The organism is Eggerthella hominis, assembly GCF_014287365.1.
Classification (GTDB): domain Bacteria; phylum Actinomycetota; class Coriobacteriia; order Coriobacteriales; family Eggerthellaceae; genus Eggerthella; species Eggerthella guodeyinii.
Genome location: NZ_JACOOA010000005.1, coordinates 36,390 through 61,185 on the forward strand (window position 1 = coordinate 36,390; position 24,796 = coordinate 61,185).

The following is a 24,796-nucleotide window of genomic DNA, read 5'->3' on the forward strand; positions in this document are numbered from 1 at the left end:
AGTTAATTGACCAGTCCTTCGACCACGCGTTCGAGACCCATGAAATGCGATGCCTTCACCAGCACGGCATCGCCGGGCTCGACGCAGGTGTCCAAATCGCCGAACACTTCAGAAAGCGAGCCCGCGCGCACGATGCGGTCGGGCTCCATGCCGGCGCGCTCTGCCGCGTCGGCGATGTGCAGGGACAGCTCGCCCACGCACACGAGCCGATCGAGCGGCAGCGTGGCGGCGAACGTGCCGATGCCCGCATGGCAGGCCGGCGCGTAGCTGCCCAGCTCCCCCATGTCGCCGAGCACGGCCACGTGCTTGCCCGGCACGTCGAGCGCGCAGAACGTCGCAAGCGACGCGCGCATCGAGTCGGGGTTCGCGTTGTAGGCGTCGTTCACCACGGTGAACCCGCCGCGCGCGCGCACCACTTCCTGGCGGCCGGCCTCGGGCTCGGCGTGCGCGAGCGCGTCGGCGCAGACGGCGAGCGGGATGCCGCAGGCGCGCCCGACGGCGGCCGCGGCGCATGCGTTCGACACGTTGTGCAGGCCGCGCAGCGTGAGCGCGCAGCGCGCCCCCTCCTCCGCGCCGTCGGCGCCGTCGAAGCCGACGGCGTGCAGCTCGAAGCGCGGACGGCCCTGCTCGTCGAGCTCCACCTGCTCGGCCCACACGGCGGGGCGCGCCGCGTCGGCGCCCGCGCGGCGCTCGGCCGCGGCGGCGGAACCGTCGAACAGCACGGTTTCCACGCGGCGCGCGTCGAGGCGCGCGTGCTCGCGCACGAAATCGGCGTAGTCGTCGTCGGCGTTCACGAACGCCCGTCCCGCGCCCTCCGGCAGCGCGCACAGAAGCTCGGCCTTGGCGCGCGCGATGTTCTCGCGGCTGCCCAGCAGCTCGATGTGGCTCTCGCCCACGTTCACCACGAGGCCCCAGTCGGGGCGCACGTAGTCGCACAGGTCGGCCAGCTGCCCCGCGCCGCGCATGCCCATCTCCACCACCACCGCCTGCGTGTCCTGCTCGGCGGCGAGCAGCGTCTTGGGAACGCCCAGCTCGTTGTTCTGGTTGCCGGCCGTAGCCACAACCGTTAGCGTGCTGGCCAGCACGTCGCGCACGAGGTTCTTCGTGGTGGTCTTGCCCGTCGAGCCCGTCAGCGCGATCACGCGTCCGTGCAGGTGCCCGCGCCACTCGGCCGCGATATCGGCCACGGCATGGGCCGTGTCGGGCACCTCGATGATGCACGCGCCCAGCTCGGTCGCCAGCACGCGCACAGCCTCGTCGAGCGGCTGCATGACGAGCGCGCAGACGGCGCCGCCGCGCAGGGCCGCGCCGATGAAGTCGTGGCCGTCCACGCGCTCGCCCGGCAGCGCGACGTACACGTCGCCCGCGCGCGCGTCGCGCGAATCCCAGGTGAGGCCGGTGACGAGCGCCCGCGCATCGAGCGGCTCGACCACGAACGCGCCCCCCGTGCATGCGGCTATCTGCTTCGCGTTCAAACGCATGGGCCGTCCTTACTCCGCGGCCGGCTCGGAGCCGAACGCGCACTCAAGCTCCTCGGCGGCCACGATGCGGTCGTCGAAGCTGAGCACCTGATCGCCCACCAGCTGGTAGTCCTCGTGGCCCTTGCCCGCGATAAGGATCGAGTCGCCCGCCTTCGCCTGCGCGATGGCCCGCGCGATGGCGGCGCGGCGGTCGGCCTCCACCTCGAAGCGGTCGGCGTCCGAGCCCATGCCGCTCACGATGTCCTCGATGATGGCCTGCGGGTCCTCGGTGCGCGGGTTGTCCGACGTCACCACGGCATGGTCGGCCGCCAGCGCGGCGCGGCCCATGATGGGGCGCTTGCTGGCGTCGCGATCGCCGCCGCAGCCGAACACGCAGATGGTGCGGCCAGGGGTGAGCGCCATGATGGACGCGAGCGCCTTCTCCAGCGCGTCGGGGGTATGGGCGTAGTCCACGAACACCGACACGCCGCCCGTGTTCGGCGCGCTCACGCGCTCCAGGCGGCCGGGGATCTGCGGCGCTTCCTCGAGCGCCTCGACGATGACGCCGGCCGGGAAGCCCAGCTGCAGGCCGATGCCGAACGCGCACATGATGTTCTCGACGTTGAACCTGCCCACGAGCGGGTAGTCGAACGTGTGGAGGCTTCCGCGCACGTCGAGCGTGACGGTGGTGTGCGTGGGCGCGTACTGCACGTCCACGGGATGGATCTGGGCGGACGGGTCGAAGCCCGTCGTGACCACGCTGTCCTCGGCCACCGAGCAGCGGCGCAGCAGCTCCTTGCCCCACTTGTCGTCGATGCAGATCACGCGCTTGGCCGGGTAGTCCTTCGAGAACAGGCGCGCCTTCGCCTCGAAGTAGGCCTCGAACGTGTGATGGTAGTCGAGGTGGTCCTGCGTCAGGTTGGAGAACGCCGTGACGGCGAACGCGGTGTCCCACGTGCGGTCGAGGTCGAGCGCGTGCGAGCTCACCTCCATGGCCACCACGTCGCAGCGTGCGTCGCGCATGCGCGCGAACAGCTGCTGCAGGTCGGGCGATTCCGGCGTGGTGTGGGCCGACTTCTCGGCCGCGTCGCCGATGCGGATGCCCACGGTGCCGATGACGCCCGTGCGCTTGCCCGCCACGCGCGCGATGTGCTCCACGAGGTAGGTGGTGGTGGTCTTGCCGTTCGTGCCCGTGATGCCCACGAGCGCGAGGTTCTGGGAAGGATGGTCGTAGAAGTTCGCCGCGGCGGCCGCCATGGCCTTGCGGGTGTCCTTCACCACGATCTCGGTGACGTCGGTGGCGTCGGCGAGGTAGACCTTGCGCTGCACCACGAGCACCTTCGCGCCGCGGTCGATGGCGTCCTGGGCGAACGAGTGCCCGTCCGAGGTCATGCCCACCACGCAGAAGAACGCGTCGCCGGGTTGCACCCGATCGCTGCGGTAGGCGATACCGCTCACCTCGTCGTCGGCGTTGCCGAGGATGGTGCAGTCGATACCTGCGAACAGTTCGGTACAGGTCTTGCCCATGGCTTCCTCACTCCGGGTAAATATTGAATCGGTCGATGGCTGTAGTCATTATATCCTTAAAAATCGGCGTGACCACACCGTCGGTGGGAACCTCGTTGGCACCCACAAAACAAACCAATTGGCTGGAAGAATCGGCCAGGAACCCGGTAAAGGCCAGGTTGTACACCCCTTTTCGATAGCCGCCGTTCTCCTCGTCGTAGATCTCCGCCGTGGACGTCTTGCCGGCCACGTTGAAGCCGTCGATGGCGGCGGCCTTGCCCGTGCCGTTGGTGACGACGGTCTTCAGCATGTCGGTCATCGTGGAGATGGCCTCCTTGTTCTCGATGACGTCGACGGTTTCGTACTCGGGCGTCTCGCCGCTCAGCGGCTTCGACAGCAGGAAGTGCGGGGTGCATTCCACGCCGTCGTTCACGAGCGCGCCGTAGAAGCGCGTGATCTGCAGCGGCGTGAGCGAGATGCCCTGGCCGAACGACACGTTGTAGGCCTGCACCTTGCTCCACTGGTCGAAGTCGAGCAGGTAGCCGATCTGCTCGCCGGGGTAGTCCACGCCCGTGAGCGAGTTCAGGTTGTACTTGAGGATATGGTCGTACAGCTCGCTGAAGCCCATCTTCTCGGACGCGAGCGAGATGCCGACGTTCGACGATTGGTCGAGGATGTCGCGCAGCGAGAACGTGGCGTCGCCGCGTTCGTGGGCGTCAGAGATGGTGTAGCCGTCGGCCGTGATGGTCGCCGGGCAGAACAGCTCGTCGTCGGGCGCCATCGTGTTCGTCTCGAGGATGGCCATCGTGGACACCGACTTGAAGATGGAGCCCGGCTCGAACAGGTCGGTCACGCACTTGAGGCGGGGCGCGTCGGCCTCCATCTCGGTGCGGTCCGCCGGGTTGAGCAGGGGCAGCGACGCCGCGGCATAGATCTCGCCCGTGCCGCCGTCCATCACGACGGCGCTGCCGCCGTTGGCCGTGATGCCCTTCTCGTCGGCCGTCAGGCGCTCCTCCACGTACTGCTGCAGCTCGATGTCGATGGATATGATGATGTCCTGGCCGTCCACGGCGGCCTGGGAATCGCGCGTGCCGCCCGGGATGGGCGTGCCGTCGGGGCTGCGCTCCTCGCGCGTGTAGCCCGCCTCGCCCGACAGGATGTCGTCGTAGTACAGCTCGAGGCCCGACACGCCCTGGTAGTACTCGCGGTTGAGATCCTGGTCCGTCTCCAGCGTGCAGACGCCGATCACCTGGCCGCCCACCTGGCCGTTCGGGTACTCGCGCTTCCACACCGTCTTGTAGCGGATGCCGAAGTCCATGCCCTCGCGCGACCCGCCCTCGTCCGAAAGCTCGCTCGTGCGCTCCTGCAGGCTCTCGCCCACCGCCACGTCGGCCTTCTCCTTGACCACCGCGTAGCGCGTGTTCGAGGCGGTGACGGCCTCGAGGTAGTCCGACTTCTGGCCGCCCAGCACGTCGACGAGCACCTGGGCCGTGGCATCCGCGTCGTCCACCTCGACCGGATCGATGTAGATGGTGGTGGATTCCACGGAGGTCGCCAGCACGACGCCGTTGCGGTCGTAGATGGTGCCGCGGCGCGGCTCGATCCAGTCGTAGCTCATGCGCGCGTTCTCGGCTTCCGAAGCCATGGCGGGTGCTGCGATCACCTGCAGGTACGCCAGGCGCAGCACGAACAGCGCCGCGATGGCGGCGAAGACGAGGATGGGCAGGAACACGCGGTTCGAGTTGGGGTTGAATGCCGCCGTCGCGGTCGAGCGGGCGGGCGTGCGCGCTTGTCGCCCGCCTCGTGCGGCGTGCGGCGGACGGGAAGGACGCGCGGACGAACGGGAGCTTCCGCGACCGCGAGCAGGGCGCTCGCCTCGCGGCGTGTGCGATCTATCGGACATGGGTTTTACGCCTCGGAGCCAGACGCTATGGCCACGCTCTTGGACAGGGACAGCGCGCCGGACTCGTCGGTTGCGACGACGTCCTTCTCAAGGTCGATGACGCCCGTGGTCTCGGGAGCCGCCATGCCCAGCTTGTTCGCCTGCTGCTTCACCTTCGTCGGGTTGGACAGCGTGCTCTGCGACACCTCGAGGGCGGCGCCCGACGAGCGGGCATCGCTGATCTGGCTCGTCAGCTCGCTCGACTGCATCGTCGTGGAGATCGTGGCGGACATGAGCCCGATGCGCGCGAACCCCACGATGGACACCACGAGCAGCACGACGGCGGCGACCTTCGCCAGGAACACGACGCTCGAGGGGAGCGTCGGGGTTTGGGTACGGGTGCCGCGGCCCGGAACGACGCTGATGCGCTCGCGCGGCGAACGCTCGGGTGCGCGCTCGGGATAGTACGAATACGCTGGTGCTGCGCCCATATCCGACCCCCTTTCTGTGTTTTGGCTGCGTGTAAAGGTCGTGTGCGGTGCGTATGTCGCCCGCCTCTGTCAGCGGGACGGTTGTCAGCGCTTCTGCGCGACGCGGAGCTTGGCGCTGCGCGCGCGAGGGTTGCGCTCGATTTCCTCTGCAGTCGGCAAAACCGGCTTGCGGGTGACGATGTCGAGTATCGGCTGCTTCCCGCACGCGCAGACCGGCAGGTCGGGCGGGCAGGTGCATCGGTTCGCGAACTTCGCGAACGTCTCCTTGACGATGCGATCCTCGAGCGAGTGGTAGCTGATCACCACGAGCCTGCCGCCGGGGTTGAGCCAGCGGATGGCCGCGTCGAGGCCGCTCCTCAGCACGTCGAGCTCGCCGTTCACCTCGATGCGCAGCGCTTGGAACGTGCGCTTTGCCGGGTGCCCCCCTGCTCGGCGGGCCGAGGCGGGGATGGCGGCTTTGATGACGTCGACCAGCTGCTCGCTCGTCTCGATGGGAGCGGTCTGCCGCGCGCGAACCGCGAAGTCCGCGATACGGCTGGCCCACTTCTCGTCCGAGTACGTACGGATGATCCGAGTGAGATCTGCTGCGTTGTAAGTGTTGATGATCTCTGCTGCGGTAAGGGTTTGTTTACCCGGATCCATCCGCATATCAAGAGGGCCGTTCTCCTTGAAGGAGAAGCCTCGAGACGGCGTGTCGATCTGCACCGAGGACACCCCGAGGTCGAACAGAACCGCGTCGACGCCGGGTACCTCCGTGCTGAGAAGTGCTTCGTCCATAGCTCCGAAGTTGCCGCGCACCAGTTCGAGGCGCGGGCGCACATCATCAGGCAGCGTCCCGAGTTTTCGACGGGCGGCGGCGAGCGCCACCTCGTCTTGATCGATGCCGATGAGCGTGCCCGTGCTCCCGATGAGCTTGGCCGCTTCGAAGGAATGCCCTGCACCGCCGAGTGTTGCGTCCACGAATGTGTGCTGTGGTTTGAGGTTCGAGTATTCGAGGCACTCGGCGAGCAGAACGGGTGTATGCCGATATTCGCTTGTCATATCGCTCACGCCTTACGATCAGTCGAACAACAGACCGAGATCGGTCTCGTCGTCCACCGCGTCGTAGCGCTTTGCGTCCCAGATTTCGAAGTAGCCCGTGTTGCCTACGACCACGACCTCCTTGTCGATCCCCGTGGCTTCGCGCTGCTCAGCCGAGATCATGATGCGGCCGGCTGCGTCGATGGACACATCGGCTGCACGCGACTTCAGCTTGCGGCGCAGGCGCACGTGGAGATCGTTGGTGCGGTCGAACTTCCCGAACTTGTCCTCGAACACGCCGGCCACCCATGCGTTGAACGCATCGGGCTCGAACACGTAGAGGCACTCGTCCTTCGGGTTGCGGGTTACCACCAAATCCGTCGAAAGCACCTTGCGGAACGTTGCGGGAAGAGACATGCGGCCTTTGGCGTCCACCTTATGGCGGTACGCGCTGTTGAGATCAACAACCTTGTTGTCCTCTTCCGCCATGCCTTCCTTTCCGCCGCCGTTCCACGGCCCTTTCGATGTTTGGAATTCTATCCCACTTCGCCCCACTTCGCAACAAAATATGCTCCTTGTCCCCCATTTTCCCCATTCTGAAACCCACCGTATTCTCTCCCGTCAAGTTGACCCCCTCCTTGCAGGAAATAGCCAGGCCCACATGTAGACCGCACGTGCAAAGCGGGGCACAAGATATAGATCGCTCCCCTGCGCGGTGGGATGATGTGGGGAGTTATGCGGAATCTGTGGCAGGGTCGATCCTCAACCCGAATTTCAATCCCCAAACCCCGGCGAGCGGCGGGACGCGCCGCGCGCGCCTCCCGCAGCGCTGCGGCAGGCGCCCCCGCAGCGCGCGGCGCGCCTCCCTCAGCGGGGCGCCCCTTCCCGCAGCGCGCCGCGCCTCCCCGCTGCAGGGCGCGCCTCCCCGCAGCGCGCGGCGGGACGCGGAGTTCGGGATGTTTCACGTGAAACATTCGTTCGCGTGGAAACGTCACGGCCGGGACCGGAGCCGGGACCGCTGCGCCGGACTTCCGCCCCCTACTTCGCGCGGGGGTGGGCGTGGAGGTACTCTTCCCGGATGTGAGCGCGGTTGACGTGGGTGTAGATCTGGGTCGTCGAGATGTCGGAGTGGCCGAGGATCTCCTGGATGACGCGCAGGTCGGCGCCGCCGGTCAGCATGTGGGTGGCGAAGGAGTGGCGCAGCGTGTGCGGGTGGAGGTTCGCCACGCCGATGGTGCGGCCGGCCTCGGCGACGAGGGCGTGCACGCTCTGGCGCGTGAGCCGGCCGCCGCGCGCGTTGAGGAACACGGCCGGAGTGGACTTCGCGTACGAGCGGACGAGCTCGGGGCGCCCGCGCTCGAGGTAGTCGCGCAGCGCGCGCAGGGCGGCGCCCGAGATGGGGGCGATGCGCTCCTTGTTCCCCTTGCCCACGATGTGCAGGTAGCCGTCCTCGAGCACGGCGTCGCCCAAGTCGAGCCCCGTGCACTCGCTCACGCGCAGCCCGCAGCCGTACAGCACCTCGAGGATGGTCTGGTTGCGCAGGGCCAAAGGCCCGCTGCCCAACGGCTTCGACAGCATCTCGTTCACCTGAGCCACCGACAGCACGTCGGGCAGGCGGTCGGGCGCTTTGGGAAGCTGGATGGTGTCGGCCGGGTTGCGGCGCGCGTAGCCCTCGCGCACGAGGAAGCGGTGGAAGCCCTTGAGCACCGACACGTGGCGGTCCACCGTCGAGGCCGCGTACGCGCGGTCGAAGAGGTCGGACTCGTAGGCCACGATGACCTCGCGATCGACGTCGTCCACTGATTCGATCCCGCGCTTCTTGAGGAACAGCGCGTAGTCCTTGAGGTCGGCGGCGTACGCGGACACGGTCAGCGGGGAGCTACCCCTCTCGACGCGCAGATATGCCAGGTACTCTCGATACAGCTCGTCCATCCGCCACCCTCGTCGTCGCACCGCCATGGAGCACCGAACGGATGTTTCACGTGAAACATCCGGGGCTCCTCCGCCGAACCACCTGCATGATATAGTTCACAGGATAGCACGCCTTCGGCCTTCCTCACCCGCTCACCCGCGACGGTCGGCGGCCGCGTTCACGAAACCGCAGAACAGCGGATGCGGGCGCGTGGGACGGCTCTTGAACTCGGGATGGCCCTGGCTGGCAACGAACCACGGGTGGCCGGGCAGCTCCACCATCTCGACGAGCCGCCCGTCGGGCGACGTGCCCGACACCGCGAGCCCCGCCTCGACGAGGCGCTCGCGAAACGCGTTGTTCACCTCATAACGATGACGATGCCGCTCATATATAACGGCTTCACCGTAGACCTCGAACGCCCGGGTGCCCGGCGTCACCTTGCACGGGTACGCCCCCAGGCGCATGGTGCCGCCCTTGTCCTCCACGTCCTGCTGCTCGGGCATGAGGTCGACGACGGGATAGGCGGCCTCGGCGTCGAACTCGGCGGACGTGGCGCCGGGCATGCCGGCCGCGTCGCGCGCGAACATGCATACGGCGGCCTGCAGCCCCAGGCAGATGCCCAGGTAGGGAACGCCCCGCTCGCGCGCGTAGCGGGCGGCGGCGATCTTGCCCTCGAACGCGCGCTGGCCGAAGCCGCCCGGCACGAGGATGCCGTCCATGCCGCCCAGCACCTCGTCCGCGTTGCCGTCCGACAGCTCCTCGCCATCCACGAGGTGCACGTTCACGCGACGGCCGCGGCGCACGCCCGCGTGCCCGAGCGCCTCGATGACCGACAGGTACGCGTCGGGCAGGCTCACGTACTTCCCCACCACGGCGACGTCCACCTCCCCCTCGCAGCCGTCCGCCGCGGCGAGGAACGAGCGCAGGGGCGCGAGGTCGATCGCGCGCCGCTCGAGGCCGAAGCGGTCGAGCACCATCTCGTCGAAGCGCTGCTCGTGCAGGCCGAGCGGCACCTCGTAGATGGACGGTGCGTCGGTGCAGGCCAGCACCTCGTCGGGCCGTACGTCGCAGAACAGCGCGATCTTCTCGCGCACCGCGGCCTCTATCTCGTGGTCCGAACGGCACACGATGAAGTCGGGCTGCACGCCGATGGAACGCAGCTCCTTCACCGAATGCTGCGTGGGCTTCGTCTTCACCTCGTGGGCGGCGGCGATGTAGGGCACAAGCGTCACGTGCACGAACAGCACGTCGCCGTACGGCAGCTCCTTCTTGAACTGGCGCGCGGCCTCGATGAAGGGAAGCGACTCGATGTCGCCGACGGTGCCGCCGATCTCCGAGATGACGATGTCGGCGCCGGTCGTCTCGGCGATGCGGCGCAGGCGCGCCTTGATGGCCTCGGTGACGTGCGGGATGACCTGCACCGTGCCGCCCAGGTAGTCGCCGCGGCGCTCGCGCGCGATGAGGCTCTGGTAGACGGAGCCCTGCGTGAAGTTGGACTCGCGCGTGAGGTTCTCGTCGATGAAGCGCTCGTAATGCCCCAGGTCGAGATCGCCCTCGTGCCCGTCTTCGGTCACGAACACCTCGCCGTGCTGGAAGGGCGACATGGTGCCCGGGTCGACGTTGAGGTACGGGTCCATCTTCTGCATGGTCGCCTTGTACCCGCGCGCCTTGAGCAGGTGGCCGAGCGACGCGGCCGTGATGCCCTTCCCGAGCGATGAGACGACGCCGCCGGTGACGAAGATGTGCTTGGCCATGGTTCTCCTTTTCGCGCGATGCTCTTCCGGTGCGGGCAGGAGAAACGCCCGATGCACGCCGAGCGACCTTCCGTCCCAACGTCGTTTTATTGTACGAAAGCGCCCGGCGCGCGGCTGCGCCGATCGGGTGATTTCACCTGCTTGAAACATTAGGCGGCCGCAGGCGGCGCGCGACCCCCGCAGCGGGCGGGACGCGGGGCGGCGCGGCACGCGGGGCGGCGCGGCACGCGGGGCGGCGAGGGCCTACATCGCCGCCTTCATGCGCCGGGCGGCTTCCAGCAACCGGTCGTCGGGCGTGGTCAGCGAGATGCGGACGTAGCCTTCGCCGCCGGGGCCGTAACCGCTGCCGGGGGTCACGATCACGTGCGCCCGCTCCAGCAGCCTCGTCGCGAACGACGCGGACGTCTCGCCGGCGGGCACCTTCGCCCACACGTAAATGGTCGCCTTCGGCACGGCGCACTCCATCCCGATGGAGCGCAACGCGTCCACCACGAGGTTGCGCCGACGCTCGTAGAGCGCGCACAGCTCGGCCACGCAGTCCTGGCTGCCGGCAAGCGCGGCGACGGCCGCATCCTGCACGGCCGTGAACGGGCCCGAGTCCAGGTTGTTCTTCACCGTGCCCAGCGCGCCCACCGCCCGCTCGTTGCCGCAGGCGAAGGCGATGCGCCAGCCCGTCATGTTGTAGGACTTCGACAGGCTGAAGAACTCGATGCAGCACTCCCGCGCGCGCGGGCGCTCCAAGATGGAGGGCGCACGGTAGCCGTCGAAGCAGATGTCGCAGTAGGCGTTGTCGTGCGCGAGCAGCAGGTCGTGCTCGAGGCAGAACGCGATGGCGCGGTCGAAGTACTCCTCGGTGGCGCAGGCGCCCGTGGGGTTGTTCGGGTAGCCCAGGAACATGATCCTCGCGCGCGCCAGCACCTCGTCGGGCACCTGCGAGAAGTCGGCGAGGAACCCGTCCCCTTCGCGCATGGGCATGAAGTGGGCGTTCGCGCTGGCCAGCGTGGCGCCGCCCGCGTACACGGGATAGCCGATGGAGGGCGCCAGCACGTAGTCGCCCGGATCGAGGAAGGCGGTGCAAAGGTGCGCGATGCCCTCCTTGCTGCCGATGAGCGCGAGCACCTCGCGCTGCGGGTCGACCTCCACCCCGAAGCGGCGCTCCATCCACGACGCGCACGCCGCGCGGTAGGCGTCGGACCCGGCGTAGTCGGGGTACCGGTGGTTCTGCGGGTCGCGGACGGCCGCCTCCATCGCGTCCACGATGTGCGCGGGCGTGGGCAGGTCGGGGTCGCCGATGCCGAGCGAGATGACGTCGACGCCGCGCGCCCGCAGCGCATCGCGCTTCGCGTCGATCTGCGCGAACAGGTACGGGGCCATATGATCGAGGCGGGTCGCCGTCCTCATGCGACCACCGTCCTTCCCGCGAAGCTCTCCTCTGCGGGGCCGGTCATCCGAACGCGGCCGTCGTCGCCCCAGGCGATGTGCAGGACGCCGCCGCGCAGCTCCACGTCGTTCTCGCAGCCGGCGCGCCCGGTGAGCGACGCGGCCACCTGCACCGCGCACGCCCCCGTGCCGCAGGCCAGCGTCTCGCCGCAACCGCGCTCGTGCACGCGCATCGCGAGGCCCTGCGGGCCGACCGTGGCGAACTCGACGTTCGCCTTTTCCGGGAACAGCTCGTGCGCCTCGAAGAACGCGCCTACCCGGCCCACGTCGAACGTGGCGAGACGCTTGTCGGACGAGTCGGCGAACAGCTCGTCGGCGAGGGCGCCCCAGTCGTCGACGAAACACACGGCATGCGGGTTGCCCATCGACACGCACGTGAAGCGGAACGTCCCCCAGGGCGAGGCGAGCGGCGCGTCGCGCACGTACTCCTCACCCTGCGCGCTCACGGCGTTGGCGGCCGCGCGCACCGGCACCGCCGCCGGGTCGAGCGTCGGCGCGCCCATGTCCACCGTGGCGCGCACGAGCCTGCCGTCGCCGTCCGCCTCGAAGCCGATCGGCTTCGGCCCGGACAGCGTGCCGGCCACGAGCTCGCGCGCATCCGACGGCACGATCCCGCGATCCACGAGGTACTTCGCGAAGCAGCGCACGCCGTTGCCGCACATCTGCGCGAGCGTGCCGTCGGCGTTGAGGTAGTGCATGTAGGCCGCGCACGCAGGGTCGTCGGAGGGGCGCACGAGGATCACGCCGTCGGCCCCGACGCCGATATGGCGGTCGCACAGGCGCCGCACCTGCGCGCCCGTCAGCTCGATCGCACGCGCCCGATCGTCCACGACCACGAAGTCGTTGCCCAACCCGTGCAGTTTGGCGAATTCGAGTTCCATGAGCGCATCCCGTTCCTTTCCGGCGTTCTCCCGCCGCTTCCGCCATCGTCGCGATCATACCGCCCCGCGCGCCCGCAGGAGCCCTCCCGACGCGTGATTTAACAGGCCTGCAACGTCGATGCGGGGCGGGCCGCGCCGCGCGTGCCGACCCGAAACACAACCGAAACGCGGCGCGCATGCGGCGGAAACATTCGCGCGGTACCGTAGAGCCATCCAAGGGCCCCACGCGCAGGCAAGGGCGACGCGCCAACTCGGACCTCCATCCTTGCGCGCCCTTCGCACCTCCGAGCGCGCGGGGTCCTTGGTGCAGGTCAGACACCCGAGACGAGGAGTACGAGCCATGGAGCAGCGCGCCAGCCTGCGCGAGGGGAACGTCAGAATACCGTCGGGATGCGCCATCGCCGGCATCATGGACCGCAGCGGCGCGCGCCACGACGGCAGCGACATCCTCGCCTCGATCGCGCTCATGCACGATCGCAGCAACGGCCTGGGAGGCGGGTTCGCCGCCTACGGCATCTACCCGGAGTACCGAGAGCTGCACGCGTTCCATATTATGTACGAGGCGCGCGAATCCCGCGCGCGGACCGAGGCGTACCTCGACGAGCACTTCGTCGTGGAGAAGCAGGAGCGCATCCCCACCGAGCGCGTGCCGGGCATCGAGAACCCGCCCGACATCTGGCGCTACTTCCTCGCGCCGCCGCCGGCCCCGCCCGGAGCGGACGGCTTCGACGAGGCCGAGCACACCATGCGCCACGTCTTCCACATCAACGCTGCCGTTCCCGGTGCGTTCGTCGCCTCCTCCGGCAAGGACATGGGCGCGTTCAAGGGCGTGGGCTATCCCGAGGACATCGGCGCGTTCTACCGCATCGAGGACTACCGGGCGTGGCTGTGGACGGCGCACGGGCGCTTCCCCACGAACACGCCCGGCTGGTGGGGCGGCGCGCATCCGTTCACGCTGCTGAACTGGTCCGTCGTGCACAACGGCGAGATATCCAGCTACGACGCGAACCGCCGCTACGTCGAGCAGTTCGGCTACGACTGCGCCCTGCAGACCGACACCGAGGTCATCACGTACCTGTTCGACCTGCTCATCCGCCGCCACGGCTTCTCGCGGGAAACCGCGGCGCGCATCATGTGCGCGCCGGCCTGGGACGCCATCGACCGGATGGAGCCCGAGCGCGCCGCCTACGAGGAGGCGCTGCGCTGCGTGTACGCGAGCGCGCTGGTCAACGGCCCCATGTCGGTGATCCTCGGCTCGGACGAGGGGCTGCTCGCGCTCAACGACCGCCTGAAGCTGCGCGCGCTCATGGCGGGCGAGAAGGGCAGCATGGTCTACCTCGCCTCCGAGCAGGCGGCCATCGAGATCGTGTGCCCCGACGTGGAGAACGTGCGCTCGATCGAAGGCGGCGTGCCCTTCGTCGTGCGGCTCGACGACCGAAAGGAGGCGTGACGCCATGCTCGATTATCTGCTTCCACGCTATAAAGTGCTGCGCGACCCGGACCAATGCGTGCGCTGCGGCGTGTGCGAGCGGTCGTGCGCGAACGGGGTGCACCGCGCAGACGACGAGCGCGGCCGCCTGCGGGCCGACCACGCGCGCTGCGTGAACTGCCAACGCTGCGTGGTCACGTGCCCCGTCCAGGCGCTCGCCATAACCGCATGGCCCCAGGTGGGAAACGGCTCGAACAACTGGACGCTCTCCGCGATGCAGGACATCGCCAAACAGGCCCAGACGGGCGCGGTGCTGCTGTCGTCCATGGGCAACCCGCAGCCCTACCCCCTCTACTGGGACCGCCTGCTGCTCAACGCGAGCCAGGTGACGAACCCCTCCATCGACCCCTTGCGCGAGCCCATGGAGACGCGCGTGTTCCTGGGAAGCCGCCCTGAGGCGCTCGAGGTGGACGAGCGCTCGCACACCGTCCTGACGAAGATGCCGCCCCAGATCAAGCTCGACGTGCCCCTCATGTTCTCGGCGATGAGCTTCGGCTCCGTCTCGCTGAACGCCCAGATGTCGCTCGCCATGGCCGCGCAGGAGCTGGGCACGTGCTTCAACACGGGCGAAGGCGGCCTGCATCGCGACCTCGAGCGCTTCGGCGCGCACGCCGTCGTGCAGGTGGCCTCGGGGCGCTTCGGGGTGGACGTGCGCTACCTCAACGTCGGCGCGATGATCGAGATCAAGATCGGCCAGGGCGCCAAGCCCGGCATCGGCGGGCACCTGCCGGGCGAGAAGATCGACGAGGAGGTGTCGCGCACCCGCATGATCCCGCAGGGCACCGACGCCATCTCGCCGGCGCCCCACCACGACATCTATTCTATCGAGGACCTGCGCCAGCTCGTCTTCTCGCTCAAGGAGGCAACCCGCTACGCCAAGCCCGTGGCCGTGAAGATCGCCGCCGTGCACAACGTGGCGGCCATCGCGTCGGGCATCGCCCGCGCCGGCGCTGACGTCATCGTGATCGACGGCTTCCGCGGCGGCACGGGCGCGGCCCCGACGCGCATCCGCGACAACGTGGGCATCCCCATCGAGCTGGCGCTGGCGGCGGTGGACCAGCGGCTGCGCGACGAGGGCATCCGCTCGCGGGTGAGTCTCGTGGCCGGCGGGTCCATCCGCTCCTCGGCCGACGTGGTGCGCGCCGTGGCGCTGGGAGCCGACGCGGTGTACTGCGCCTCGGCGGCCCTCATCGCGCTCGGGTGCCACCAGTGCCAGGACTGCGCCAGCGGCACGTGCAACTGGGGCATCGCCACGCAGCGGCCCGAGCTGACGAAGCGGCTGGACCCCGAGGAGGGCGCGCGGCGCGTGGTGAACCTCGTGCGCGCGTGGAACCGCGAGATACAGGAGATGATGGGCGGCATGGGCATCAACGCCATCGACAGCCTGCGCGGCAACCGCCTCATGCTGCGCGGCATCGGCCTCACCGATCGCGAGCTGGACATCCTCGGCGTGAAGCACGCGGGGGCGTGACGGCGATGGCGACGGAAGGAGCGCGCATGGGAGGAACGGCGATGGAAGCGCAAACGGCGCGGATGGCCGCGGGCGCGGCGGAGCCCGCGGAGACGGTGACGCTGGGCACCGGGCATTTCACCGAGGCGAACGAGCTGGTGCGCGCGGCCCTCGAGCGCGCCGACGCCGTGGAGGTGCGCGAGGCGTTCGCCCAGCGCTACCTGGGCTGCGCGCTGCCGCGGGGCAAGCGGCTGGCCATCCACGGCGTGCCGGGCAACGACATGGCCTGCTACCTGGACGGCGGGGACGTCGAGGTGTTCGGCAACGCCCAGGACCAGATCGGCAACACGATGAACGACGGCCGCATCGTCGTCCACGGGCGCTGCGGCGACGCGGCGGGCTACGGCATGCGGGGCGGGCGCATCTTCGTGCGCGACGGCTGCGGCTGGCGCGTGGGCATCCACATGAAGCAGTTCGAGGGGAAGCGGCCCGCCATCGTCGTCGGCGGCGATGCGGGCAGCTTCCTCGGCGAGTACCTGGCCGGCGGCGTCATCGCGCTGCTCGGCTGCCCCGGGCCCTACCTGGCCACGGGCATGCACGGCGGCATCATCTACCTCCGGCTCCCCATCGCGCCGGAAGACGTGCAGCCCGGCCTCGTGCAGGAGCCCGTCGACGAGGCCGACCGCGCGCTGCTGGCCGACCTGCTGGGCGAATACAACCGCCGCTTCGCGCGCGAGCTCGGCCGCGAGGTGGACGCGACCGGCCGCAGCTTCGTCCGCATCCGCCCCCTCACCTCGCGTCCCTACGCCGCTCTGTACAGCTGATGGTTTGGGGCGGGTTCGCCCGGTATCGTGGTATGCTATCGCATTAGTGCTAGAGCAAAACGGTTCGAAGAAGAAGAGGGATTCCATGCGCACTGGATTCGACAACGACAAGTACATCGCGCTCCAAGCAGAGCATATCCGCAACCGCATCGACCAGTTCGGCGGCAAGCTCTACCTGGAATTCGGCGGAAAGCTGTTCGACGACTACCACGCCGCGCGCGTGCTGCCCGGCTTCGAGCCCGACTCCAAGATCCGCATGCTCAAGAGCCTCGTGGACGACGTCGAGGTGATCATCGCCATCAACGCCAACGACATCGAGAAGAGCAAGGTGCGCGGCGATCTGGGCATCACCTACGACGAGGACGTGCTGCGCCTCATGGACATCTTCCGCTCCATGGGCTTCGCCACGAGCGGCGTGGTGATCACGCACTACGCGAACCAGCCTTCGGCCGGCGCGTTCCGCCGCCGCCTCGAGAGCCTCGGCATCAAGAGCTACCTGCACTACCCCATCGCCGGCTACCCCTACGACATCGACCACATCGTCAGCGACGAGGGCTACGGCAAGAACGAGTACGTGGAAACGACGCGCCCCCTCGTGGTGGTGACGGCGCCCGGCCCCGGATCGGGCAAGATGGCTACCTGCCTGTCGCAGCTGTACCACGAGCACGAGCGCGGCATCGCCGCCGGCTACGCGAAGTACGAGACGTTCCCCGTGTGGAACCTGCCGCTCAAGCACCCCGTGAACATCGCCTACGAGGCGGCCACGGTCGACCTCGACGACGCGAACACCATCGATCCCTTCCACCTCGAAGCCTACGGAAAGACCACCGTCAACTACAACCGCGACGTGGAGATATTCCCTGTGCTCAAGGCCATGATGGAGCGCATCTCGGGCACGAGCCCGTACCAGTCGCCCACCGACATGGGCGTGAACATGGCCGGCAACGCCATCGTCGACGACGACGCCGTGCGCGATGCCGCCAAGATGGAGATCGTGCGCCGCTACTTCCAGACCGCGGTGGAGGTGAAGCGCCTCGGCGTGGGCCAGGAGCGCATGGAGCGCCTCGAGCTGCTCATGAACCAGGCCGGCGTGAACGCGAGCCTGTCGCCCGCGCGCTCGGCGGCGCTGCTGAAGGAGGAGACCACCGGCGGCCCGGCCGGCGCGATGGTGCTGCCCGACGGCACCGTGGTGACGGGCAAGACGTCCACGCTGCTGGGCGCCGCGTCGTCGCTGCTGATGAACGCGCTCAAGGGCGTGGCCGGCGTGGACGACGACATCGACGTGATCAGCGACGAGGCCATCACGCCCATCTGCCGCCTGAAGACCGACCAGCTGCACAGCCGCAACCCGCGCCTGCACTCCGACGAGACGCTCATCGCGCTGTCCATCAGCTCCGCCACCGACCCGCTGGCGGCCAAGCTCATCGACCACGTGAACGACCTACGCGGATGCGACGCGTTCTTCAGCGTGATCCTGTCGGCCACCGACGAGAAGCTCTACCGCACGCTCGGCATCAACGTCTGCTGCGAGCCGAAGTACGAGCAGCACCGGTACTACCACAAGTAAAGGCGATGCCGCCGGTTTTATGAGAGCAGCCTTGTCGCAAGGCGGCTCTCTACCATGCCCGCGTCCAAGGTGGCCGAGTCCTTGAGTTATGCACCCCGTTGACACGTCCGTGCGCCATCCAAAGACGAACTTGAGCGCAGCAGGTTTGCATAAGACCTGATGACACGTCGTCGGATTGCGCCAATAGGTCGAAACGCCCTCACCGCAGGGTGCATAACTCGCGGACTCGTCATTTTTAAGGGGTTTTCGATGCCAACAGGGTGCAAAACTCAAGGACTTCGCACGCGACAAACGTCGGATCGTTATGCTGCGGCGACGATCCAGATCATCGAGCCGTAGGCGAATCCCTCGTCGCCCGCGTCCACCGCGGCGCCCACCAGCTGCTTCATACCGTAGTCGGTGAACGTGCCGTGCCAGACGAGCATCGTGCTCTCGTCGCCCGCCGCGAGGATCACCGGCCGGTCGAACGTCACTTCCAGGCCCAGCGGCGTGAAGCGCGCGTCCTCCACGAACGTCGTGGAGCCGCTTTCCGTGGTGAGCGACCACGAGCCGCCCGGCAGGTCCTGGCTCGCGCGCTTGAGGCGTGCGCCGATGATGGCGACGCTGCGCTCCGAGCGGTTCGCCGCCGCGACGGGGATGAGGGCGGTGTTGTCGCCTTCGGCGTTCAGCATCATGGCCACCGACGAGGGGACGGTGATGTTGACCTGGGCTTCCTCTTGGGGTGCGGGTGCAGGTTCGGGTTCCGGCTCGGGGGCCGCGTCGGGAGCGGGCGTCTCTTCGGCGGGCGCGTTCGCCAGCTCGTCGGCACGTTCGTCCGCCGGCTGCTCCGCAGGTTCGTCTGCGGGAGCATCGGGGTCTTTCGTGGCGTTGGGATCCTCGGCGTTCTCGGCGTCTTCGGGCGTTTCGGATTCGACGGGGTCCTGCGGCTCCTCGGCCGCCGGCGGCTCCGGCGCATCGGGATTCACGAGCTCGCGCCCGTCGAGCTCCCACGCATACGCCAGCACGTTCTCGTCCGCGCCGCGATACACCGTGGTCAGCAGCGTTTCGGCCGGATCCTCGAACCCGAAGCACGCCTCGGTGACCGCCTCGTCGGCGAACGCGAATTCGTCGGGAAGCTCGACGAGTTTCGGACAATCGTAGAACGCGCGCGTCATATCCTCGACGTCGGCGGGCACGTTCGCGACCTCGCGCAAGTTCGAGCATCCCTCGAACCAATGCGCCAAGCTCGACGCTTCCACCTTGTCGGCGAAGATCACGCGCTCGATGTCGTCGGCCACGCCTGCCACCAGCCAGGGGACGTCCTCGACGTCGTCGAACGCGACCGTCTCCCCCGCCCCGTCGACCACGAACGTCCCGTCGGCCCACAGCTCCGCCACCACCGACGATGCCTCGTCCGCGCCGATGGCCCACGCGTTCTCGTACTCGGGCTCGGGAGCGACGGGGGTCTCCGGGACGGTCGGCTCGGGCTGGGAGTCGGGCTGAGGTTGAGGCTCGGGCTTGGCGGCAGGCTCGCTCGGCGCAGGGGTCTCGACGACCACGTTGTCGACGTCGCCAGCCGGCGCCTCGGCCTCCTCAGCCGCAAACGAAACCGGCACCGGCCACAGCAACCCGAACACCAGCAGCAAACAAAGCGCGAAAGCCGCACCCGTAAGGGGTGCGGCTTTCCGCGATGCGATGCTATGTGATGTCGGCTTCGTCATAATAGCGTGGAAGCCACATTCCTTCCTCTACAAGAAAGATATTAGGCCGTCGCGCCAAACTCAACAGTCCAAACGATATCGTAGATATTGATTTCGCCCGTTGCGGAAGGATTCTTAATCTTGCCAGCAAACGTCACAGGGAGCTTTCCGGCGTCATCGTCAGTAGAGCCTGTAGCGGCAGCAATGTTCCAATCCGATGAAGCCACGAAAGAACCCTTCAAATCTAGCACTGAAGCGGCTTTGCCATTCGGCGTAACCTCAGTCCATGCCTGGTTATTACCCGACGCGGCATCGAAAGCGGTCTTGGCTACCAAAACACCCTCTTTGTCAGTCACCGAAACGGCGGAGACATGAACGGGAGCAAGCTGGCTTTTATTCAATAAAGCAGCGTTGTTTGCATATGTAAGCGTACCGTCGCTTTCGACGGAGGCAGTCAGCTCAGTGGGAACCGTCACCGACAACTGCGTATCCACTGTAGCTTTCACCGTCGTAGTACCGTTACCATCCGCATCAACGTCTCCCGCCGCTGCGAACGCCGGCACGGCGCACATTCCGGCCAGCATCGTTGCTGCGCATACACCTACGACGCTCTTTTTCAAATTCGTCATCTTACTCATGGTCTTTCCCTTTCTAACGTGCCCTTACGTTACCGGATATGCTCAACCTATCTTCTTCGTTGAAGGCCACTTAGCCTTCCACGTTCAAAACAATTTCAGCGGCCGCTTGGCCGGTTTGCTTGTGCGTCTCGCGGTCGTAGCCGGTGAACGTGGCAACGGCGGCGTATTCGCCAGGATCGAGATCCTTCGTGAGTTTGATCGTTTGAATATGCTGATCGGGCGCGATGGCGGCGGATTCGTACACCGTCTCGCCCGAGTCTTTCAACGTGATGACGACCTTCTGGTCCATCGGGTTCGCGGCGATGTTCTCGATGCGCGCCTCGCCCTCGGACGAGCCGTCGGCGAACGTGATGGACGCCGCGATGGAGATGTTCATCATGCCCTTGGCGACTTCCTCGTTGAGCGCCGCCTGGATCTCTTCCTTCGACTTGCCCTCGAACTGGCCTTGCGCGGCGTTCGAGTCGTACCAATCCTCTAGCGCGGGCTGCTGCGTCAGCACGACGCCCGCCACCACCGCGGCGGACACGGCGACGACGGCCACGAGGCCGGCGAACACGTGCTTGGACATGCCGAGGATCTTGCCGGTTTTCTTGGCAACTTCGGCTGCGGCGTTTGAAGCGGATGACGTGGTTTTGGAAGCCCCGGTATCGGTTGCGGTCGAAGCAGACACCGGATCAGAAGGTATGTCGGAACCCTGCCCCTGCACGGCACCATCGGCGGCGTTTTCGCTGCCCGTCTGATGCTGGGAGGTGTTCGGTTCGACATCGTCTACTGGAAGGCTCTGCGTGCTCGTCGTCTCTTGCTCGCTCATACGTACTGTACCCCTTTTACGGAAGCCCCCGTGTTATAAACATGGGAACTTAGTTAGCTAAGATACGCCACGGGAGATGGCAAGTCAATGGCGTTGGAAGGAATATTTGGAGCCGCTTCAATTTTTTTCAATCGATGATAGTTTCACCCATATGATCAGGCAGTATCCATTATCCTCTGACGAGGTATTGAATACCAGGAAGGGATCGGGTCAGCCTTGCACGCCCATCGCCTCGACGAGCTCGTCCTTCCCCGCCACGCCCGTTTTGCGGTACAGGTTCCGAATATGCGTCTTCACCGTATCGCCCGACACGTACAGCTCGCGCGCGATCTCGGAGCGCGTGCGCCCCTCCAGCAGCAAGGCCAGAACCTCCTCCTCGCGCCGCGTCAGATCGAACGTCCGCGCCGCCCGCGCACACCGGGCCTCGACGGAGTCCTCCCCCTCCCGATACCGATCGACGAGCGCACGCAGCTCCTCGATCCTCTGCCGCTCGACGTCCTCTTCTCGACCCCATGTTTTGTTCAGGAACGAGCCCACGGCTATTGAGCATCCGCATAGAATGACCGCGAACACGGCGGATGCGGCATTGCCGTACGCCTCGCTGAAAGCTAGGCACCCCACGACCGCTCCGGCGAAAACGACGACCCGATAAAACGCGAGCAGCAGATCCGCCCTGGACGGCTCGTTAAAGTATGCGGCATGGGCTACGGCGTAGCATCCGGCGCAAAACGTCACACTCACACTTACGAGAATCATCGTCGTTGCTATGATATCCGCCATGCCGATTTCCCTTCGCATCCCGCGCGCCTTCTTGCTTCCCCACTGCAACTCACGATAGCATGCAACCCAGATCAGCGCAGGGGTGAAATAAATCACCGTTGCGGCAACGCGGCGGACGATGATAGGTTCGGCTCGAATCGAATCGGCCATCGCCGCCGATCGTCGCCAACTTGAGGAGGCTGTCATGAAGAACACGCGAAGCGTTCGCATCACCATTGGAACCGTCTGCCTGATCGCCATCGCGCTCGTCATGGGTTGGTTCGTGGGACGCTATATCCCGGGGACGCCGCACGAGCCCGAGCCCCGCATCGGCGACGGGCTCTATTCCGAGACCGGGTACGCCGCAAGCGAGATCGTAGACCTCGCGCCCGGCTCCACGCTGAAAGCCCACGGCATCACGCAGGGAATAGCCTACAACGGCAGGCCGGAAGAGATAGAGCGGGCAATACCGTCTGAGATAGAAGAAGCCTGGAAAGAGGCGGGCGAATGGGAATACGACGTTCCGGATTTCGACCTGTCCGTGAGCCAGATCAAGGTGATCTCGGCCAAGAGCTTCGCCGACTGGTATCCCGAGTACGCCGGAACCTACTACCCCGCCTACGAAAGCAGTAAGCTCGTCGCGGTGACCGTCTCAGTCGCCAACGTCTCGTCCGAAGCGATCAACCTGCAGCACGATTTCCCCATGCATAATTTCTCCCTATGGGGCGAGAACCTCGACTACATCGACGACAGCCTCGGCGCGGGCGCGCGCCTGGACGACGCGTACTACTTCGCGAACGAGATATACAGGTCGGGACAAGACGCAGTCGAACCCGGCGAATCGGTCGAGATCATCCTGCCGTTCAAGGTCAACAAGAACGTCCTCAAGGACCAGAACGCGTTCGACGACCTCGACCCGTCCGACTTCTGCCTGCAACTCATCGACTACGACCCCGCCGTCGCCTACCGCTTGTGGCTGTGAACGTCTCCGACAACCAAGATTCGCCCCAAATACACGCCGGGAGGGCTCCAAGCGTGTGTTTGGGGCGAAAGTGTAACTTGGGAGGGCATCTTCGCGCATCGTTGAAATCGATTCATCGAGCATGAGACAATAGGCGACACGCCGTACGGAGGCGAAGGGTGGTGACTCGTATCATGGGCAGAACCAACGATGCCGAGCTTGCTCGCCTCTTCTCGCATGCCGAACGCGAGCAGATTTGTCTCGTCCCGTCCAGCCCCCGCATCAGGGAAAGCCTCAGGCGGCAGCTTGAACAGGAAAAAGCCGTCCGTCCGGCTCGGGGCATGTACGCGCGAAGCCCGTACTGGCACGCCCTTGCGAAGCCCCAGCAAGCGCTTCACGTGTTGCGCACCATGCAGAACCTTCATCCGCATTGGACGTTCTGCCGCGAGTCGGCCGCCATCGCATTCGGGCTGCCCGTAGCCTTCGAGAGCCTGCAAACCGTGCATGTCGCCACATCGAAGGCGAACCGAACCTCGTCTTCGGGAATCGTCGCATGGCACATCGTCGATAACGACCGCCCCGTCGTCGTGCAAGGCCTTCGAGTCACCTCGCTGACCCGAACCGTATTCGACTGCATGCGCACTGAGAACTTCGGGCAAGCTTTGGCCACCGCCGACGGAGCGCTGCGGCTCAGCGGAGAAAGGCCCAGCTCGTTCGTTTCCCGCTTCAAACGAATAGGCGGAAACCTCCCCGGGGCGAACAAGGCCGTCAGGACGATGCTATACGCCGACGCGCGCAGCGAAAGCGGCGGCGAGTCCATCGCCCGCGCGACGATGATACAGCAAGGTTTTGAGATTCCCCAGCTCCAGGTTGTCCTTCCCCGGCCCCTGGATCGCAGGCGAACCTTTCGCGTTGACTTTCTCTGGACGCGCCTCGACGGCAGCCACGTCATGGGCGAGTTCGATGGCATGCAGAAATACGAGGACGAATCGATGCGAGGCAACAGGACGTCGCTGCGCGTGCTCGCCGACGAGCAGCATCGCGAATCGCAGCTCACGTTGTACAACATGCCAATCGTGCGATTCTCGTACAAAGACGTGATGGACGCAGCCTCGTTCGCGCGTCTCCTCAAACGCTACGGCATTCCCCAAAGCAACGAAGTAGCCCGGACGGAACGCCGTCTTACGCGCTCTCGATCCTCGTCAGCTCAAATATTCGCCGTCGAAAACCTAAACGAATAGCGTCGCCGACCCTGCCGAACGCGCCCATTCGCCCCAAACACACGCTTGACGCTCTTCGAGCGTGTGTTTGGGGCGAATGGGCTCACAGGGCGCGAAGGCTTAGAAGAACACCTTCGCGGCGTGTTCGTAGAAGCCTTCGCGCTGGTAGCGCAGCAGCGTGGTGGGGGCGGTGCCGCGGGCGACGTAGACGCGCTTCACCGGCGCGTCGAACGTGAGCAGCTCGCCGTCGGCGAACAGGGTGGCCTCGCGGGGGTCGCGGTTGAGCGACAGGTCCATCTCCACCACGTCGTTGGCCGCCGTCACGATGGCGCGCGAGTGCAGCGTGTGCGGCGCCAGCGGCACGGCCACGAGGCCGTTGAAGCCGGGCGCCACGAGCGGCCCGCCCGCCGACAGCGCGTAGGCCGTCGAGCCGGTGGCCGTGGCCACCACCAGGCCGTCGCCGCGCATGTCGGCGATGTGGTCGCCCGAGATGCTTAAGCCGAAGTCGATGATGCGGCCGTTCGCGCCGCGCGTCACGGCCAGCTCGTTGAGCGCGAAGAACGTGCGCGCAGGATCGTCGAAGTCGGGCACGGCCGCATCGCTGTCGTCGTCCCACGGGTCGACCTCGCCCTCGCACACCACGTCGATGCGGAGGTTCGTGCGCTGCTCGGCCACCACGTCGCCGGCCAGCGCGGACGATACGATGGCGATCACGCCGTCGTCGCTCGAGTTCGCCAGGAAGCCCAACCGCCCGAAGTTGATGCCGAGGATGGGCACGCCCGACGTGCCGATCTGGCGCGCGGTGCGCAGGATGGTTCCGTCGCCGCCGAGCACCACCGTCATCTCGACGCCCGCAGCCAGCGCCGCGTTCACGCCGTCGTGGTCGCAGCGGCACGAGAGATCGGACGAATCGACCAGCGTATACTCGAGGCCCTGCGTCGCAAGGTACGTCGCGAGCAGCAGCGATGCGTCCACCGCTTGCGAGTTGGAATTATTGCGTACGATGAGGATGTGCATGAAGGTCTTCTTTCCGGGTTTGCTATGATGGGGCC

The 24,796-nt window shown here is 66.8% G+C and carries 21 protein-coding genes; 6 read left to right on the top strand and 15 right to left on the bottom strand.

Annotated elements, in window-relative coordinates:
• Nucleotides 1-2 precede the first annotated feature (2 nt).
• The 10 genes from H8S61_RS11380 to dapF all read right to left on the bottom strand — a co-directional run bounded on the left by H8S61_RS11380 (nucleotide 3) and on the right by dapF (nucleotide 12,346).
• Nucleotides 3-1,481 (bottom strand): UDP-N-acetylmuramoyl-tripeptide--D-alanyl-D-alanine ligase, encoded by a 1,479-nt coding sequence (locus H8S61_RS11380; RefSeq protein WP_186939076.1) that lies wholly within the window; start codon nucleotides 1,479-1,481, stop codon nucleotides 3-5.
• 9 nt (nucleotides 1,482-1,490) lie between these two features.
• Nucleotides 1,491-2,987, bottom strand: a complete 1,497-nt coding sequence (locus H8S61_RS11385) for a UDP-N-acetylmuramoyl-L-alanyl-D-glutamate--2,6-diaminopimelate ligase (RefSeq protein WP_186939077.1) — start codon at nucleotides 2,985-2,987, stop codon at nucleotides 1,491-1,493.
• 7 nt (nucleotides 2,988-2,994) lie between these two features.
• On the bottom strand, nucleotides 2,995-4,869 hold the full coding sequence (locus H8S61_RS11390) for a peptidoglycan D,D-transpeptidase FtsI family protein (RefSeq protein ID WP_186939078.1): 1,875 nt from the start codon (nucleotides 4,867-4,869) through the stop codon (nucleotides 2,995-2,997).
• Nucleotides 4,870-4,874: 5 nt separating this feature from the next.
• A complete protein-coding gene (locus H8S61_RS11395) occupies nucleotides 4,875-5,339 on the bottom strand; it encodes a cell division protein FtsL (RefSeq protein ID WP_154333856.1) in 465 nt (154 codons plus the stop codon).
• An 84-nt stretch (nucleotides 5,340-5,423) separates the two neighbouring features.
• Nucleotides 5,424-6,380, bottom strand: a complete 957-nt coding sequence (gene rsmH / locus H8S61_RS11400; RefSeq protein ID WP_154333855.1) for a 16S rRNA (cytosine(1402)-N(4))-methyltransferase RsmH — start codon at nucleotides 6,378-6,380, stop codon at nucleotides 5,424-5,426.
• A gap of 18 nt (nucleotides 6,381-6,398) precedes the next feature.
• Complete coding sequence (locus H8S61_RS11405) at nucleotides 6,399-6,848, bottom strand: division/cell wall cluster transcriptional repressor MraZ (protein WP_154333854.1); 450 nt, start codon at nucleotides 6,846-6,848, stop codon at nucleotides 6,399-6,401.
• A 549-nt stretch (nucleotides 6,849-7,397) separates the two neighbouring features.
• A complete protein-coding gene (locus tag H8S61_RS11410; protein ID WP_154333853.1) occupies nucleotides 7,398-8,291 on the bottom strand; it encodes a site-specific tyrosine recombinase in 894 nt (297 codons plus the stop codon).
• Nucleotides 8,292-8,423: 132 nt separating this feature from the next.
• On the bottom strand, nucleotides 8,424-10,025 hold the full coding sequence (gene pyrG, locus H8S61_RS11415) for a CTP synthase (RefSeq protein ID WP_186939079.1): 1,602 nt from the start codon (nucleotides 10,023-10,025) through the stop codon (nucleotides 8,424-8,426).
• Between the two features lie 243 nt (nucleotides 10,026-10,268).
• The gene (locus H8S61_RS11420) at nucleotides 10,269-11,426 is read right to left on the bottom strand and encodes an LL-diaminopimelate aminotransferase (RefSeq protein WP_186939080.1); all 1,158 of its coding nucleotides are present in this window, start codon (nucleotides 11,424-11,426) and stop codon (nucleotides 10,269-10,271) included.
• Complete coding sequence (dapF, locus tag H8S61_RS11425) at nucleotides 11,423-12,346, bottom strand: diaminopimelate epimerase (protein WP_186939081.1); 924 nt, start codon at nucleotides 12,344-12,346, stop codon at nucleotides 11,423-11,425. The genes H8S61_RS11420 and dapF overlap by 4 nt, the downstream gene beginning before the upstream one ends.
• Nucleotides 12,347-12,686: 340 nt before the next feature.
• On the opposite strand from dapF, the gene H8S61_RS11430 reads away from it, so the two are divergent.
• The 4 genes from H8S61_RS11430 (at nucleotide 12,687) to H8S61_RS11445 (ending at nucleotide 17,676) form a co-directional block, all read left to right on the top strand.
• Nucleotides 12,687-13,796, top strand: a complete 1,110-nt coding sequence (locus tag H8S61_RS11430; protein ID WP_186939082.1) for a class II glutamine amidotransferase — start codon at nucleotides 12,687-12,689, stop codon at nucleotides 13,794-13,796.
• Between the two features lie 4 nt (nucleotides 13,797-13,800).
• Nucleotides 13,801-15,306 (top strand): glutamate synthase-related protein, encoded by a 1,506-nt coding sequence (locus H8S61_RS11435; protein WP_186939083.1) that lies wholly within the window; start codon nucleotides 13,801-13,803, stop codon nucleotides 15,304-15,306.
• Nucleotides 15,307-15,332: 26 nt separating this feature from the next.
• Complete coding sequence (locus H8S61_RS11440; protein ID WP_255466590.1) at nucleotides 15,333-16,109, top strand: GltB/FmdC/FwdC-like GXGXG domain-containing protein; 777 nt, start codon at nucleotides 15,333-15,335, stop codon at nucleotides 16,107-16,109.
• An 85-nt stretch (nucleotides 16,110-16,194) separates the two neighbouring features.
• The gene (locus H8S61_RS11445; protein ID WP_160942797.1) at nucleotides 16,195-17,676 is read left to right on the top strand and encodes a DUF1846 domain-containing protein; all 1,482 of its coding nucleotides are present in this window, start codon (nucleotides 16,195-16,197) and stop codon (nucleotides 17,674-17,676) included.
• Between the two features lie 302 nt (nucleotides 17,677-17,978).
• Here the strand turns inward: H8S61_RS11445 and H8S61_RS11450 are convergent, their stop codons facing one another.
• The 4 genes from H8S61_RS11450 to H8S61_RS11465 form a co-directional block, all read right to left on the bottom strand.
• Nucleotides 17,979-19,292, bottom strand: a complete 1,314-nt coding sequence (locus H8S61_RS11450) for a hypothetical protein (RefSeq protein WP_366458394.1) — start codon at nucleotides 19,290-19,292, stop codon at nucleotides 17,979-17,981.
• Nucleotides 19,293-19,417: 125 nt separating this feature from the next.
• On the bottom strand, nucleotides 19,418-19,993 hold the full coding sequence (locus H8S61_RS11455; RefSeq protein WP_186939085.1) for a hypothetical protein: 576 nt from the start codon (nucleotides 19,991-19,993) through the stop codon (nucleotides 19,418-19,420).
• A 70-nt stretch (nucleotides 19,994-20,063) separates the two neighbouring features.
• Nucleotides 20,064-20,804, bottom strand: coding sequence for a flagellar protein FliS (locus tag H8S61_RS11460; protein ID WP_160942795.1), 741 nt, complete (start codon nucleotides 20,802-20,804; stop codon nucleotides 20,064-20,066).
• Nucleotides 20,805-21,014: 210 nt separating this feature from the next.
• Nucleotides 21,015-21,425: a helix-turn-helix transcriptional regulator gene (locus tag H8S61_RS11465; RefSeq protein ID WP_366458313.1), complete on the bottom strand. Its 411-nt coding sequence runs from the start codon at nucleotides 21,423-21,425 to the stop codon at nucleotides 21,015-21,017.
• A gap of 343 nt (nucleotides 21,426-21,768) precedes the next feature.
• Here H8S61_RS11465 and H8S61_RS11470 point away from each other — a divergent pair, with 343 nt between their 5' ends.
• On the top strand, nucleotides 21,769-22,545 hold the full coding sequence (locus H8S61_RS11470; RefSeq protein ID WP_186939086.1) for a DUF5028 domain-containing protein: 777 nt from the start codon (nucleotides 21,769-21,771) through the stop codon (nucleotides 22,543-22,545).
• A 173-nt stretch (nucleotides 22,546-22,718) separates the two neighbouring features.
• Nucleotides 22,719-23,765, top strand: a complete 1,047-nt coding sequence (locus H8S61_RS11475; protein WP_186939087.1) for a type IV toxin-antitoxin system AbiEi family antitoxin domain-containing protein — start codon at nucleotides 22,719-22,721, stop codon at nucleotides 23,763-23,765.
• Nucleotides 23,766-23,864: 99 nt separating this feature from the next.
• Here H8S61_RS11475 and H8S61_RS11480 read toward each other — a convergent pair whose 3' ends face one another.
• Nucleotides 23,865-24,761: an NAD(+)/NADH kinase gene (locus tag H8S61_RS11480; protein WP_186939088.1), complete on the bottom strand. Its 897-nt coding sequence runs from the start codon at nucleotides 24,759-24,761 to the stop codon at nucleotides 23,865-23,867.
• Between the last annotated feature and the right edge of the window lie 35 nt (nucleotides 24,762-24,796).